A 13,590-nucleotide genomic window follows, 5' to 3' on the forward strand; every position below is an offset into this window, starting at 1 on the left:
CCTTGAAATTTCAGGGTTTGAGGCGATGTTAAGGGCATGACTGTGATGACCAAGACCGCCCCGCCGCCCGTCGACGCCGCCGATCTGGAACAGGACATGCTGGCCATGGGCCGCCGCGCTCGCGCCGCCGCCCGTCAGCTGGCCCTGGCCTCGCCCGAGGCCCGCACCAGGGCCATCAGCGGCATGGCCAAGGCCCTGCGCGCCCGCGCCGCCGACGTGCTGAAGGCCAACGCCGCCGATCAGGACGCGGCCCGGGAAAAGGGCATGGATTCAGCCATGCTGGACCGGCTGGGTCTGGACGAAGCCCGGTTGGAGGGCGTGGCCAGGGCGCTGGACTCCATCGCCGCCATTCCCGACCCGGTCGGCGCCGAGACAGCGCGCTGGACACCCGAGAACGGGCTGGACATCGCCCGGGTCCGCACCCCCATCGGCGTGCTGGCCATCATCTATGAAAGCCGCCCCAATGTGACCGCCGACGCCGCCGCCCTGGCCGTGCGGGCGGGCAATGCGGTGATCCTGCGCGGGGGTTCCGAATGCCTGCGCTCCAATCTCGCCATCCACGGCGCCCTGATCGAGGGCCTGACCGCCGCCGGCCTGCCGGCGGACGCGGTGCAGATGGTCACCACCCGCGACCGCGCAGCGGTGGGCCATATCCTGAGCGGGCTGGACGGCTCCATCGATCTGCTGATCCCGCGCGGCGGCCGGTCTCTGGTCGAGCGGGTCAAGAGCGACGCCCGCGTGGCCGTGCTGGGCCATCTGGAAGGCGTCAATCACGTCTATGTCCATGAAAGCGCCGATCCCGACACCGCCCGCGCCGTAGCGGTGAACGCCAAGATGCGCCGCGTCTCGGTCTGCGGCGCCGCCGAGACCCTGGTGATCGACCGCAGCGTGGCCGCTGACCTGCTGCCGAAGATCGCCGCCGATCTGGCCGACAAGGGCTGTGAACTGCGCGGCGACGCCGCCGCCCAGGCGCTGGTTCCGGCCGCCAGTGCGGCAACCGACGAAGACTGGGCCACCGAATACCTCAAGGCCATCATCGCTGTGAAGGTGGTGGACGGCATCGACGAGGCGATCGCGCACATCGACGCCTACGGCTCGGGCCACACCGAATGCATCGTCGCCTCGGACGACAAGGCCGTAGAACGGTTCCTGGCCCAGGTGGATGCGGGCATCGTGCTGGCCAACGCCTCGACCCAGTTCGCCGACGGCGGCGAGTTCGGCTTCGGCGGCGAGATCGGCATTTCCACCGACCGGCTGCACGCGCGCGGCCCTGTCGGCGCCGAGCAGCTCACCAGCTTCAAATACGTCATCCGCGGCAAGGGCCAGATTCGTCCGTAATCCGCGCGACAACATGGGGCGGGCGTGTTAGGGCGCGGGTGAGCATAAGTCGCTCCTGCGCCTCTCCGAGCCCCCGCCCTTGGCCTTTTTCCACGCCGGCCCCGCGCCCCGCTCCGCCGGTCCCCGACCGGGGCTGTTGCGCGACGGCCTGCGGCTTGAGCCGGGGCTGAAGGTCGGGCTGCTGGGCGGCTCCTTCAATCCGGCCCATGAGGGCCACGCCCATGTGGCCGAAACAGCCATGCAGCGGCTGGGCCTGGACCGGGTGATCTGGCTGGTCTCGCCGCAGAACCCCCTCAAGGACGACAGCGAGACCGCCCCGCTGGTCGAGCGCATGGCCTCGGCGCGGGAATTCGCGCGCGGCCCGGCCATGGTGGTGTCGGACTTCGAGAGCCGGGTGGGCTGTCGCTGGACCGTGGACACCCTGCGCGCCGTCACCGCACGGCACCCCGGCGTCAAGTTCGTGTGGCTGATGGGATCGGACAATCTGGCGACGTTCCATCGCTGGCGCGGCTGGACCGACATCGCCGCCGCCATGCCCATGGCCGTGATCGCCCGGCCGGGCTCCCAGCTTCAAAGCCGCACCGCCCCGGCGGCGCGTCGCTACGCCGCCTTCCGCGTGCCCCAGGAGCAGGCCCGCCTGTTGCCGGATGCCGCCGCGCCGGCCTGGACCTACCTGACCGCGCCCCTGAACCGGGCCTCCTCCACGGCGATACGGGCCGCCGGGTGACCGCCGCGGCCATCCGTGCTAGGATGCGGTTCAAGTCAGTCAATGTGGAGCACTTCGCTGTCCCCCTCGCCCGCGTCCGAGACGCAAGCCCCGGCCATTTCCGACTCCCCGCGTGAGATGGAGCCGACCGCGCCCATCGGCGCAGAAGACCCCCAAATGCCCGAGATCGACGCCGCCGGCCTGGAAGCGGCCATTCTTGCACGCCTGGATGATGACAAGGCGCAGGAGATCGTTCTGATCGACCTGAAGGGCAAGAGTCCCATGGCCGACACCATGATCGTGGCCTCCGGCCGGTCGCAGCGTCACGTGGGCGCCCTGGCCGACCACCTGCTGCGCCTGCTCAAGGAGCACGGCCTTGGCAAGGCCAAGGTGGAGGGCCTGCCGCACTGCGACTGGGTGCTGATCGATGCGGGCGACGTGATCGTCCACCTGTTCCGCCCCGAAGTGCGCACCTTCTACAACATCGAGAAGATCTGGTCGGTGGACTCGGCCCACCGGACCCAGTCGGCCTGACGCGCCGCGCCCGGTGCGCATCGGCATCATCGCCATCGGAAAAGCGGGCCGCGGCCCGGAGGCCCAACTGGCCGACGACTATGTGCGTCGCGCCACGGCGGCGGGCCGCGCCCTGGGTCTCGGCCCCGTGGAGCTGATCGATCTTGATCCGAAAAAGCCCGGCAAGGCGCCGGAGGCTGAAATGATCCTGACCGCCGCCGAGGGCGCCCACCTGATCGCGTGCGACGAACGGGGGCGCACCTACGGATCGCGCGCCTTTTCCGATCACATCGCGGGCCTGAGGGATCAGGGCGAGCGCCGGCTGGTGTTCGCCATCGGCGGAGCGACGGGCTGGACCGCCCGGTGCTGGACGCGGCACGATCGACCCTGGCCTTCGGTCCACAGACCTGGCCCCACGCCCTGGCCCGGGCGATGCTGGCGGAGCAGGTCTACCGGGCGGTGACCATCATGGCCGGATCACCCTATCATCGCGATTGATGTCATCGCTTCGCCCCCTGCTCCTGATTCTGGCCGTTCTCACGGCCGCGCCGCCCGCCGTCGGTCAACGCGCCGACGCGCCCGCCGAGGAGCTGGCGCGCCTGCGCGTGGAGCACCGTGAGGAGCAGTTGCGCGCCCGCCGCCTGCGCGCCGACGCCGAGGACGCCGCCGAGGAGGTGGCGCGGCTGGATCAGGATCTGCGGCGTCTGGCGCTGGAGGATGAGGGCGACACCACCGCCATCAACGCCCAGCGGGCGCGCCTGGCCGAACTGGGCGAGCGCGAGGCGGTCCTGCTGGCGCAGCTGAGCGGCGAGCGGGCCCGTCAGGGCCGGCTGCTGTCGTCGCTGCAGATGATGAGCCGCGAGCCGCCGCCGCCGCTGCTGATCCCCGCCGACCGGGCCGTGGACACCGTGCGCGCCGCCATCCTGATGCAGGCCATGGCGCCGGCCTTGCGCGAGCGCGCCGACGCCCTGCTGGAGCAACAAGCCGAGATTCAACACACCCGCCGCCGCGCCGCCCTGGCCAGCGAGGCGCTGTTCACCGCCGAGAGCGCCCAGATGAACCGGCGGGCCGAGATCGAAACCTTGCGTGGCCGCCGCCGTGAGCTGGCCGTCATCCTGCGGGCCGACGCCGAGCGGGCCGAACGGGCGGCGCGGACGCTGGAGGCGCGCATCGAGGCGCTGGGTGGGTCGCCGGCGCCGCTCGAGCCGGGCGCCGCCCGTTCCGCCACCGCAGCCGCGCCGGGCGGGCGGGACCAGCTGACCGCGCCAGTGGAGGGACCGCCGAACGCTCGATACAGTCGCGCCACGCGGGGATGGACCTGGCGGGCCGACGGCGGGGCGGAGATCCGGGCGCCCATGAACGCAGTGGTGGAGCACGCCGGCCCCCTGGACGGCTGGGGCGAAGTGGTGATCCTGGATCTGTCGCCCGGCTGGCGCGCCGTCATCGCCGGGCTCGGGCCTCTGGCCGTGGGCACCGGCGACCGGGTCGAGGATGGCGAAACCCTGGGGCGACTGCCCGAGGGCGCCGAGGCCGAGGTCTATTTCGAACTGCGCCGGGACAATCGCCCGGTGGACCCCTCGCCATGGCTGGAATGATCAGGCCAAGACGCTCGACGCGGGGCTTTGCGCCTGATTTTATGGACCAAAGGCCTCACGCCATGATTTCGTCGCTGTGGGGGTGACTGATATGACCCTGCGATCCTTCCCGATATCGAGAGACCGAATGCGCAAACTGCTTCTGATCGGCGCCGCCTCCATCGCCCTTGGCGGCAGCGCCATGGCCGTGGCCAGCCAGACGCCCCGCAGCGAAACCTTCCGCATGCTGGAGTTGTTCGGCGACGTCCTGGCCATCGTGGAGCGGGCCTATGTGGTCGAGGTGGACAACACCGACCTGATCCAGGCGGCCCTGCGCGGCATGATGACGGCGCTGGACCCCCACTCCAGCTACATGGCGCCGGAGGATTTCGACAATCTGCGCGAGCGCACCGAAGGCTCCTACTCCGGGGTGGGCCTGGAGATTACGTCCGAGAACGGTCTGGTGAAGGTGATCTCGCCCATGGACGGCGGCCCGGCGGCGCGCGCGGACGTGCAGCCCGGCGATGTCATCTCGGCCATCGAGGGCCAGAGCGCGGCGGGCCTGACGGTCAGCCAGGTGTCCGAGCGCCTGCGGGGCGCGGCGGGAACTGACGTCACCGTCACCTTCATGCGCGACGGCGAGGAGCCGCGCGAGGTGGTCCTGACCCGCGAGGTGATCCGCGTGGATTCGGTCACCGGCCGCATGGAAGGCGAGTTCGCCTATATCCGCGTGGCCACCTTCAACGAGAACACCGGCCGTGAGTTGAACACGGTCATGGCCGAGTTGAAGGCAGAGAACCCGAACATCCAGGGCTACGTGCTCGATCTGCGCAACAATGGCGGGGGCCTGCTGACCGCCGCCATCGCCGTGTCGGACGCCTTCCTGGAGCGGGGCGAGATCGTCAGCCAGCGCGGCCGCACCCCCGAACAGATCGAGCGTTACGCCGCCCAGGCCGGGGATCTGGCCGACGGCCTGCCCATCGCGGTGCTGATCAACTATGGCTCGGCCTCGGCGTCGGAGATCGTGGCGGGGGCTCTCCAGGATCACGAGCGGGCCACGCTGGTGGGACTGACCAGCTTCGGCAAGGGCTCGGTGCAGACGGTTCTGCCGCTGCGCGAAGGCCGCGACGGGGCCCTGTCGATCACCACGGCGCGCTATTACACCCCCTCTGGCCAGTCGATCCAGAAGATCGGCATCGAGCCGGATCTTGAGGTGGCGCGCACCGCCGCCGAGGCGCGCATCGTCTCGCGTTCGTCCTTCATCTACAGCGAAGCGGCCTATTCCAACGCCCTGGACTCCTCCATCGGGGCCGAGCGGCGCGGGGCGCACACGCCGCGCGAAGCGCCGGGCGAGGATCACCCCGAGGACGAGGATTACCAGCTGCAGCGGGCGCTGGACGTGCTTCGCGCCGGCGGAAACCTGGCCCAGCTGGCCGCCGCGCCGGAGACCGTGGTGGTCACCCTGCCCGAGCCGGAAGAGACCATCCGCGTGGCGGAGACCGGCCCCGAGGACTGATCGTTACATGGTGAACGCCGCGTTAGGCTTTCTTAACCGGCGCACTGCGAACATGGGGCGTTAGTCCGGCAGCCGAGTTCCGCAAGCCTGCACATGTTCGCCAAACGTCATTCCGCCCTGGCCGCCACCGCTGGAACGGCTCCCCGCCGTCGCCCGACGGCCGGGCTGTCGCGGGTTCTGGCCTTTCTGCGCCGACCCGTGGTGGCCGTGGGCGCGGCCCTGACGCTGCTGATCGGCGCAGCGGGACTGTTCATCCTGGTGCTGGGCGATCCGACTGCGGGAAGCCCTTCGGCCCGCGCCTCCCTGACCCGCCCCGACGCGCCGGCCGCCGAGCCGCCCACCGGCATGGAGGCGTTCACCCTCGACACCCTGGGCCTGTACCAGGACCTGACCGCGCCCGGCTTCGAACTCGATGACGAGGGCGGGCCCATCGCGGGCGAGGCCCTGATCACTCTTCCCGACGGGGCCAGCGCCGGCGGTGGTTCGTCCATAACCGCGCCGCGCCGCCCGCCCGCCGATCCCCTGCCCGCAGCCCCGATCACGGGTCTAAGCCAGCCCGGACCCAACGGCCCGCTGCCGGTGATCAACGCCGACGGCCGCACCCCGGCCCAGGCCTACGCCCGGCCCTTCCGTCCCAATGGCCGCCCGCGCGTGGCCCTCGTCGTCGGGGGACTGGGCCTGAACGCCGTCACCACCCGCGCCGCCATCGAACGCCTGCCGGCCGAGGTGACCCTGTCCTTCGTGCCCTACGCCGAGGGACTACAGGGCTGGATCGACCTGGCCCGCGCCCACGGCCACGAGGTCCTGATCGAGATCCCCATGGAGCCGACGGGCTATCCCGACAACGATCCCGGCCCCTACACCCTGCTGGCCAACGCCGGGCCCGATGACATCCGCCAGAGGCTGGACTGGCTGCTGGGCCGCGCGACGGGCTATTTCGGGGTGACCAACTATCTGGGCGACCGCTTCGTCGCCTCGGACGGCGCCATGTCGGCCTTCCTGGGGGTGATGCGAAGCCGGGGCCTGGCCTTTGTGGACGACGGATCGGCCAGCCGCCGTCCCGGCGCCTACGCCCGCGGCAGCGCCGATCGCATCATTGACGAGGTCCAGAGCCCCGCCGCCATCGTGGCCCAGTTGAACGCCCTGGAGGCCGCCGCCCGCGAGAACGGCGACGCCCTGGGCGCCGGTTTCTCCTATCCCGTGACGGTGGAGGCGGCCGCCCGTTGGGCCGACGGCCTGTCGGACCGGGGCCTGCAGCTGGCGCCTGCCTCGGCCATGACCCGGCGGTCGGGCCGCTAGTGGTCGACCTGTCCCTGTACCGGCCCAATGTGGGCGTGGTGCTGTTCCATCCGGACGGCCGGGTCTGGCTCGGCCGCAGGGCCAAGACCCCGGAACCCTGGTGCTGGCAGTTTCCGCAAGGCGGCGTCGATCGCGATGAAGCCGAGCGGGGCGACTGGGAAGCGGCGGCCCGGCGGGAATTGCTGGAGGAGACCGGGGTCCGGTCCGCGGACCTGCTGGCCGCCACCGAGGGCTGGATCACCTACGACTTCCCGTCCGAAGTCTCCGGCGCGAAGATCGCGCGCGGCTGGAAGGGCCAGAAGCAGAAGTGGTTCGCCCTGCGCTTCACGGGCGACGAGACCGAGATCGACCTGACCGCCTGGCCGCCCATCGAGTTCGAGGCCTGGCGCTGGGGTGCGCTGGAGGAGGTCTGCGACCTGATCGTGCCGTTCAAGCGCCCGGCCTATGAACAGGTGGCCGCCGCCTTCGCCCGCTTCGCCGCCTGACCCTTGCGGCGCGCCCGGCTCGGGTCTAGACCGCCGCCAAGGTTTCAACCTCCCACCATCCCGGCCTCAAAGCGCGCAAGACGCCGACGGGCCTCAAGGACCATCCCATGGCCTCAAGCCGCGCGACCGCGCGACAGGCCACTCAACTGGAGACTCGCCCATGGCTCGCGCCAAGATCGCCCTCATCGGCGCCGGAATGATCGGCGGCACCCTGGCTCACATCGCCGCCCGCGAAGAGCTGGGCGACGTGATCCTGTTCGACATCGCCGAGGGCACGCCGCAGGGCAAGGCGCTGGACATCGTTGAGGCCACCGCCGTGTTCGGCTCGGACGTGACCCTGAAGGGCGCCAACGACTATGCCGACATCGCCGGCGCCGACGTGTGCATCGTCACCGCCGGCGTGCCGCGCAAGCCGGGCATGAGCCGCGACGACCTGATCGGGATCAACCTCAAGGTCATGAAGGCCGTGGGCGAGGGCATCAAGGCCCACGCGCCGAACGCCTTCGTCATCTGCATCACCAACCCCCTCGACGCGATGGTCTGGGCCCTGCAGAAGTTCTCGGGTCTGCCCAAGGAGAAGGTGGTTGGCATGGCCGGCGTGCTGGATTCGGCGCGCTTCGCCTGGTTCCTGGCCGAGAAGACCGGCGTGTCCATCAAGGACATCAACGCCTGGACCCTGGGCGGCCACGGCGACGACATGGTGCCCATGGTGCGCCACTCCACCATCGGCGGCCTGCCCCTGCCGGACGCGGTCAAGCAGGGCTTCATGACCCAGGCCGAGCTGGACGCCATCGTCGAGCGCACCCGCAAGGGCGGCGGCGAGATCGTGGCCCTGCTGAAGACCGGCTCGGCCTTCTACGCCCCGGCCGAGAGCGCCATCGCCATGGCCCGGTCCTATCTGAAGGACCAGAAGCGCGTCCTGCCGATCGCCGCCTGGCTGTCGGGAGAGTACGGCGTGTCGGACATGTACGTGGGCGTGCCCGCCCTGATCGGCGCGAACGGGGTGGAGAAGATCATCCAGTTCGACACCAACGACGACGAAAAGGCCATGTTCAAGACCTCGGTGGACTCGGTGAAGGGCCTGATCAAGGCCTGCCAAGACATCGACGGCTCGCTGGCCTGAGCCCTCTTCAGGGCGTCTGAAATGCGAAAGGGCGGAGCCTCGGCTCCGCCCTTTTTCTATTCCGCCTCCGCGGCCGCCTGGAGGTAGCCGACGTGGACGGCGAAGTCCGCGAGGGTTCCGCGCCACAGGTCGACATGGTCTGACAGGTGATCCATGGGCGCGCCCGCTGTGGGGATCATGTCATACTGGACGATGGCCGACCCCTCTTCGCCAGCCTCGAAGTAGGCCTTGAGGAAGCGTCGATCGCGGTTCCAGGCGTTGACCATGTCCTGGGTGATGCTGTCATTGGTGAAGCCGGCGCCGAACTGCAGGCTGTCGCAACCCTGGGCCTCACAGCCGTAGAAGAACAGAAGCCAGGTCAAACCTTCGTCCTGGACGCGGATGAAGCTTTCCTCACCTTCGGTGACCAGTTCCGGCGTCAGCGCCCGGCCGGAGAGCCAGTCGGACACGGCCTGGGGCGTCACCTGGGCCGAAGCGGCTCCGGCGGACAGAGACAGGGCGGCCACGACGGCGGCCAGACGGAACATGTGCATGAAACCCTCCCGATGCTTTCCCCATTCTAGCCCCGAGGCCGCATCGGGGAAAAGGGGCCGTCAGGCCGCGTCAGCCTGCTCCAGCCAGTCGGCGGAAGACATCTGGTTCAGGCGCGAGACGGTGCGTTCGAACTCGAAGGCCCCGACGCCCTTGGGATAGAGGCTCCCGGCGCCGCTTCGGCCAGCACCACCAGCCGGGTGCGGGCCTCGTAGAGGGCGTCGATCAGGGTGACCAGACGGCGGGCCTCCTGCTCTCTGTCGGGGCCCAGCACCGGCACGCCCTCCAGGAACAGGGTGTGGAACCGCTCGGCCATGGCCAGATAGTCCGAAGCGCCCAGCGGGCGGGCGCACAGTTCGGCGAAAGTGGCCCGCGCCAGGCCGCCCGCCGTGCGCTCGATCACCACGTCGCGGCCCGCAACCGCCAGATGGGCGGGTTCTTCAGGCTCATCGCCCTTGAGGTCTTCCCACAGGTGCTCGAAGGCCTGGGAGCGTCCCATGTCCACCCCCGAATACCACAGTCGCGAATTGGCCATGCGGGCCAGGCGCCAGTCGCGCCCGCCCGCCATCTGCACGACCTCGCAGCGGTCCTGGATCATGTCGATGAAGGGCTCGAACAGCGGGCGGTTGATGCCGTTGGCGTAGAGGGAGTCCGGCGCGCGGTTGGAGGTGACGGCCAGCACCACCTGGTGCTCGAACAGGGCCTCGAACAGACGGCCGAGGATCATGGCGTCGGCGATGTCTGTGACCTGCAGTTCGTCGAAGCACAGCAGGCGCGCCTCCGAGGCGATCAGCTCGGCGGTGGGGGCGATGGGGTCGTCGCCCTTGGACTGGCCGAATACGACCTTGCGCTGGGCCGCGTCGCCTTCGCGCCACTGGCGGATCAGGTCGTGGACCCGGGCCATGAAGGCATGGAAGTGGGCGCGGGTTTTCCTCGGCTCAGGCGCCTCGGCGTAGAACAGGTCCATCAGCATGGACTTGCCCCGGCCCGGCGGCCCCCAGAGGTACAGCCCCTTGACCCGCGGCGGCTTGCGAAACAGCCGCCCGCCCCTGGCCAGATCGCGCTCCAGCCGGCTGAGGGCCGCGATGGCGGTTTCCTGGGCGGGGTCGGCGGTCAGGGCGCCGGATTGAAGGCGGCGGTCATAGGCGGCGCGGGTCAGGGAGGGCATGGAAATGCGCATAAAGGCTCGAAACGGGGCTGCAAAGCGATTGCTTCGCGGGTGCGAAGGACTAAATGCAATGGGCATGCGCGTCCGCGCGCAAACCTCCCCCTTTCGGAACAGGATCGAGATCATGGGCTATCGCGTCGCCATCGTTGGCGCCACCGGCAATGTGGGCCGGGAAATGCTGGCCATCCTGGAAGAGCTGAACTTCCCGGTGGATGAGATGCACGCCTTGGCTTCGCGCAAGTCCAAGGGGAACGAGGTTTCGTTCGGCGAGAAGACCATCCGCTGCCAGGACATCGAGCAGTTCGACTTCTCGACAGTGGACCTGGTGCTGATGTCGGCGGGCGGCGCGGTGTCGCGGGAATGGTCCGAGAAGATCGGCAAGGCCGGCCCCATCGTGATCGACAACTCCTCGGCCTTCCGCAAGGACCCCGACGTGCCGCTGATCGTGCCCGAGGTGAACCCGGATCACATCAAGCTGGCGAAGAAGAAGAACATCGTCGCCAACCCCAACTGCTCCACCGCCCAGCTGGTGGTGGCGCTGAAGCCCCTGCATGACGCGGCGAAGATCAAGCGCGCGGTGGTGTCGACCTATCAGTCCGTGTCCGGCGCGGGCAAGGAAGGCATGGACGAGCTGTGGAACCAGACCAAGGCCATCTATGGCCTGGGCGACGCCACGCCGAAGAAGTTCCCCAAGCAGATCGCCTTCAACGTCCTGCCCTTCATCGGCGAGTTCCGCGACGACGGCTACACCGACGAGGAAGCCAAGATGTGGGACGAGACCCACAAGATGCTGGACCCCGACATCAAGCTGACCGTCACCTGCGTGCGGGTGCCGGTGTTCGTGGGCCACTCCGAGGCCGTAACGCTGGAGTTCGAGCGCCCCATCGCGGTGGAGGAGGCCCGGGCCATCCTGCGCGACGCGCCCGGGATCATGGTGATCGATAAGCATGAGGACGACGGCTACATCACCCCGGTGGACGCCGCCGGGGAGCACGCGGTGTTCGTCTCGCGCATCCGCAAGGACCCGACCGTGGAGCACGGCCTGAACCTGTGGGTGGTGTCGGACAACCTGCGCAAGGGCGCGGCCCTGAACGCCGTGCAGATCGCCCAGCTTCTGGACGAGCAGGGCATGCTGAAGACCGCCAGCGGATACCGCACCCTGACCGTGGGATAAGGACCTCGCCATGACCGGCCAACCGGCGGGCGGGGGCGACTCCGCCCGCGCGGCCCTGATCGCCGGGGTCGCCTGTTACGTCCTGTGGGGCCTGTCGCCCCTCGTCTATCAGCCCATGGGCCGCATCGGCGCGGACGCCGGCGAGATCATGGGCCACCGGGCCGTGTGGGGCGTGCTGCTCGCGGCGGGGCTGGTGTGGCTGGCGGGACAGTCGGATCAGGTGCGGCGGGTGCTGCGCAATCCGCGCACCCTGATGTGGCTGACCCTCTCCACCGCCCTGATCGCCGTCAACTGGTTCATCTTCGTCTGGGCCGTGAACAGCGGGCGGACGCTGGAGACCAGCCTGGGCTATTACCTCAACCCCCTGTTCAACATGGCGCTGGGGGCCTGGCTGTTCCGGGAGCGGATCAGCCGGCTGGGTTATGTGGCCATCGCCTTGGCGGCCATGGGGGTGGTGCTGCAGGGTGTGGCCATCGGCGGCCTGCCCTATGTGTCGCTGGCCCTGGCCGTGTCGTTCGCCGCCTACGGAGTCATCCGCAAACGGGTGCAGGCGGACGCCCAGACAGGCCTGCTGGTGGAATGCCTGATCATGGCGCCGTTCGGCCTCGCCTGGCTGATCTGGCTGCACCATCAGGGGCTGGGCCACTTCACCGACAGCCCGGCCGCCGCCTTCTGGCTGTTCCTGGCCGGACCGATGACGGTGGCGCCGCTGGTGCTGTTTTCCTGGGCCGCGCGGCGGATGCCCCTGTCGACCATCGGCTTCATCCAGTTCATCGCCCCGACCTCAGCTTCGTCATCGGGGTGTCCCAGGGCGAGCCGTTCAACCTGACCCGGCTGGTCAGCTTCGCCTTCATCTGGGGCGGGGCGGCGGTGTTCCTGGCCGCGGCCATGCACCGGGCGCGAGCCGCGCGCCGGGCCCTGAAGGACGCGGCCGGACCCGCCTAGATCGCTGCGTAGAGCGCTTCGAACAGGCGCAGGGCGCGCGGGTCGCCGATCAGGTGCGGCGACTGGCGGGTCATGACGTAGGCGGCTGAAACGTTCGTGTTCGGGTCCGCCATGGCGCAGGAGCCGCCCCAGCCGCAGTGGCCCAGGGTCTCGGGATTCGGGCCGAAGATGTCCAGGCCCTCGTTGCGCATCCAGCCCGCCGCCCAGGGGATGGTGAAGGGCAGGACGCGGTCCGGGCCGTGGATGCGCTCGCGGGTGGCCTCCGCCAGGGTCTCCGGCGACAGGATGACCTTGCCGTCCAGCGTGCCGCCGTTGGCCAGCACCCCCATGATGCGGGCCAGGGCGTCGGCGCGGGCGTGCATGTTGGCGGACGGGATCTCCATCTTGCGCCACTCGGCGGAGCCGCGTCCGCCGGGGGCGGAGCCGCGGTCGAGAAATGCAGATTTCTTGACCGCGTCGATGGTCCCCAGGTCCGGCGCGGCCGAGGGCTTGCGCAGCTGGGCCACCCGATCGTGCTGGTCCTCGGGCAGGCCGATCCACAGGTCCAGATCGAAAAGCTCGGCGAAATCCTGGCGCAGGGCCGTGCCCATGCTCCGCCCGTCCAGCCGGCGAAACACCTCGCCCGCCAGATAGCCGATGGTGATGGGGTGATAGCCGGACGCGGTTCCGGGCGCCCACAGGGGGGCCTGGGCGGCCAGCCGCTCCAGCACCGCCTCGGGGTCGAACCAGACGGTCGGATCGACAGTCTCGTCAAAGCCGGCCAGACCCGCCTGATGGCTCATCATCTGGCCCAGGGTGATCCGGTTCTTGCCCGCCTGGCCGAAGGCGGGCCAGACCTCGGCCACCGGCGCATCGTAGGCGGCCAGGCCCCGCTCCACCAGGGTGGCGATCATCAGGCTCATGACCACCTTGCCGGTGGAGAAGACCGGGACCAGCGACCGGTCGGTGAAGGGCGTGGTCTTTGCGGCGTCCGCATGACCGGCCCACAGATCCACGACCGTCTCGCCGCCGATGCAGACGGAAAAGCGCGCGGCCAGTTCGTCGAGCCCCTCGGGGGCGTCGGTGAAATTGGCGGCGAAGGCGTCTTTCACGCCGGAAAAGCGGTCAGGGCAGGGTCCGTGGATGTCGATCATGGGCGTCCATAGCATCCGGGCGGCGCGGTTTCAGACGCGGGGCGCGGAAAAAAACAGGGTCCAAATAGTCTGAATAGTCTGAAAT

The 13,590-nt window shown here is 69.6% G+C and carries 13 protein-coding genes and 2 pseudogenes; 12 read left to right on the forward strand and 3 right to left on the reverse strand.

The window, feature by feature from the left end:
• Positions 1 to 45: 45 nt before the first annotated feature.
• The 9 genes and pseudogenes from MBEBAB_RS09205 (at position 46) to mdh (ending at position 8,554) form a co-directional block, all read left to right on the forward strand.
• Entirely contained in the window at positions 46 to 1,338 is a 1,293-nt protein-coding gene (locus tag MBEBAB_RS09205; RefSeq protein WP_045319130.1) for a glutamate-5-semialdehyde dehydrogenase, read from the forward strand.
• Between the two features lie 79 nt (positions 1,339 to 1,417).
• Positions 1,418 to 2,065, forward strand: coding sequence for a nicotinate-nucleotide adenylyltransferase (locus MBEBAB_RS09210; protein WP_021697696.1), 648 nt, complete (start codon positions 1,418 to 1,420; stop codon positions 2,063 to 2,065).
• 156 nt (positions 2,066 to 2,221) lie between these two features.
• On the forward strand, positions 2,222 to 2,578 hold the full coding sequence (gene rsfS, locus MBEBAB_RS09215) for a ribosome silencing factor (RefSeq protein ID WP_021697697.1): 357 nt from the start codon (positions 2,222 to 2,224) through the stop codon (positions 2,576 to 2,578).
• Between the two features lie 13 nt (positions 2,579 to 2,591).
• Positions 2,592 to 3,055 (forward strand): annotated as a pseudogene (gene rlmH, locus MBEBAB_RS09220) (23S rRNA (pseudouridine(1915)-N(3))-methyltransferase RlmH).
• Positions 3,055 to 4,152, forward strand: a complete 1,098-nt coding sequence (locus MBEBAB_RS09225; protein WP_021697699.1) for a murein hydrolase activator EnvC family protein — start codon at positions 3,055 to 3,057, stop codon at positions 4,150 to 4,152. The pseudogene rlmH and the gene MBEBAB_RS09225 overlap by 1 nt, the downstream one beginning before the upstream one ends.
• Positions 4,153 to 4,279: 127 nt before the next feature.
• Positions 4,280 to 5,647: a S41 family peptidase gene (locus MBEBAB_RS09230; protein ID WP_021697700.1), complete on the forward strand. Its 1,368-nt coding sequence runs from the start codon at positions 4,280 to 4,282 to the stop codon at positions 5,645 to 5,647.
• A 93-nt stretch (positions 5,648 to 5,740) separates the two neighbouring features.
• Positions 5,741 to 6,946, forward strand: a complete 1,206-nt coding sequence (locus MBEBAB_RS09235; RefSeq protein ID WP_021697701.1) for a divergent polysaccharide deacetylase family protein — start codon at positions 5,741 to 5,743, stop codon at positions 6,944 to 6,946.
• Positions 6,946 to 7,431: an RNA pyrophosphohydrolase gene (locus MBEBAB_RS09240; protein ID WP_021697702.1), complete on the forward strand. Its 486-nt coding sequence runs from the start codon at positions 6,946 to 6,948 to the stop codon at positions 7,429 to 7,431. Before MBEBAB_RS09235 ends, MBEBAB_RS09240 begins: the two co-directional genes overlap by 1 nt.
• Before the next feature lie 160 nt (positions 7,432 to 7,591).
• Positions 7,592 to 8,554 (forward strand): malate dehydrogenase, encoded by a 963-nt coding sequence (mdh, locus tag MBEBAB_RS09245; protein ID WP_021697703.1) that lies wholly within the window; start codon positions 7,592 to 7,594, stop codon positions 8,552 to 8,554.
• 56 nt (positions 8,555 to 8,610) lie between these two features.
• On the opposite strand, the gene MBEBAB_RS09250 is transcribed toward mdh, so the two are convergent.
• Positions 8,611 to 9,087, reverse strand: coding sequence for a YbjN domain-containing protein (locus tag MBEBAB_RS09250; RefSeq protein WP_021697704.1), 477 nt, complete (start codon positions 9,085 to 9,087; stop codon positions 8,611 to 8,613).
• Between the two features lie 60 nt (positions 9,088 to 9,147).
• Positions 9,148 to 10,253, reverse strand: a pseudogene (zapE, locus tag MBEBAB_RS09255) (cell division protein ZapE).
• A 124-nt stretch (positions 10,254 to 10,377) separates the two neighbouring features.
• On the opposite strand from zapE, the gene MBEBAB_RS09260 reads away from it, so the two are divergent.
• From MBEBAB_RS09260 to MBEBAB_RS18390, 3 genes are read left to right on the forward strand one after another with little or no spacing between them, the layout of a single operon-like run.
• The gene (locus tag MBEBAB_RS09260; RefSeq protein ID WP_045319131.1) at positions 10,378 to 11,427 is read left to right on the forward strand and encodes an aspartate-semialdehyde dehydrogenase; all 1,050 of its coding nucleotides are present in this window, start codon (positions 10,378 to 10,380) and stop codon (positions 11,425 to 11,427) included.
• 10 nt (positions 11,428 to 11,437) lie between these two features.
• Entirely contained in the window at positions 11,438 to 12,256 is an 819-nt protein-coding gene (gene rarD, locus MBEBAB_RS09265; RefSeq protein ID WP_306302018.1) for an EamA family transporter RarD, read from the forward strand.
• Positions 12,229 to 12,372 (forward strand): hypothetical protein, encoded by a 144-nt coding sequence (locus MBEBAB_RS18390; protein WP_306302019.1) that lies wholly within the window; start codon positions 12,229 to 12,231, stop codon positions 12,370 to 12,372. Before rarD ends, MBEBAB_RS18390 begins: the two co-directional genes overlap by 28 nt.
• Here the strand turns inward: MBEBAB_RS18390 and MBEBAB_RS09270 are convergent.
• Positions 12,369 to 13,505 (reverse strand): serine hydrolase domain-containing protein, encoded by a 1,137-nt coding sequence (locus MBEBAB_RS09270; RefSeq protein WP_045319127.1) that lies wholly within the window; start codon positions 13,503 to 13,505, stop codon positions 12,369 to 12,371. The two genes, MBEBAB_RS18390 and MBEBAB_RS09270, sit on opposite strands and share 4 nt — an antisense overlap.
• Positions 13,506 to 13,590: the final 85 nt, after the last annotated feature.

Origin of the sequence: Brevundimonas abyssalis TAR-001, assembly GCF_000466985.1 — a bacterium.
Classification (GTDB): domain Bacteria; phylum Pseudomonadota; class Alphaproteobacteria; order Caulobacterales; family Caulobacteraceae; genus Brevundimonas; species Brevundimonas abyssalis.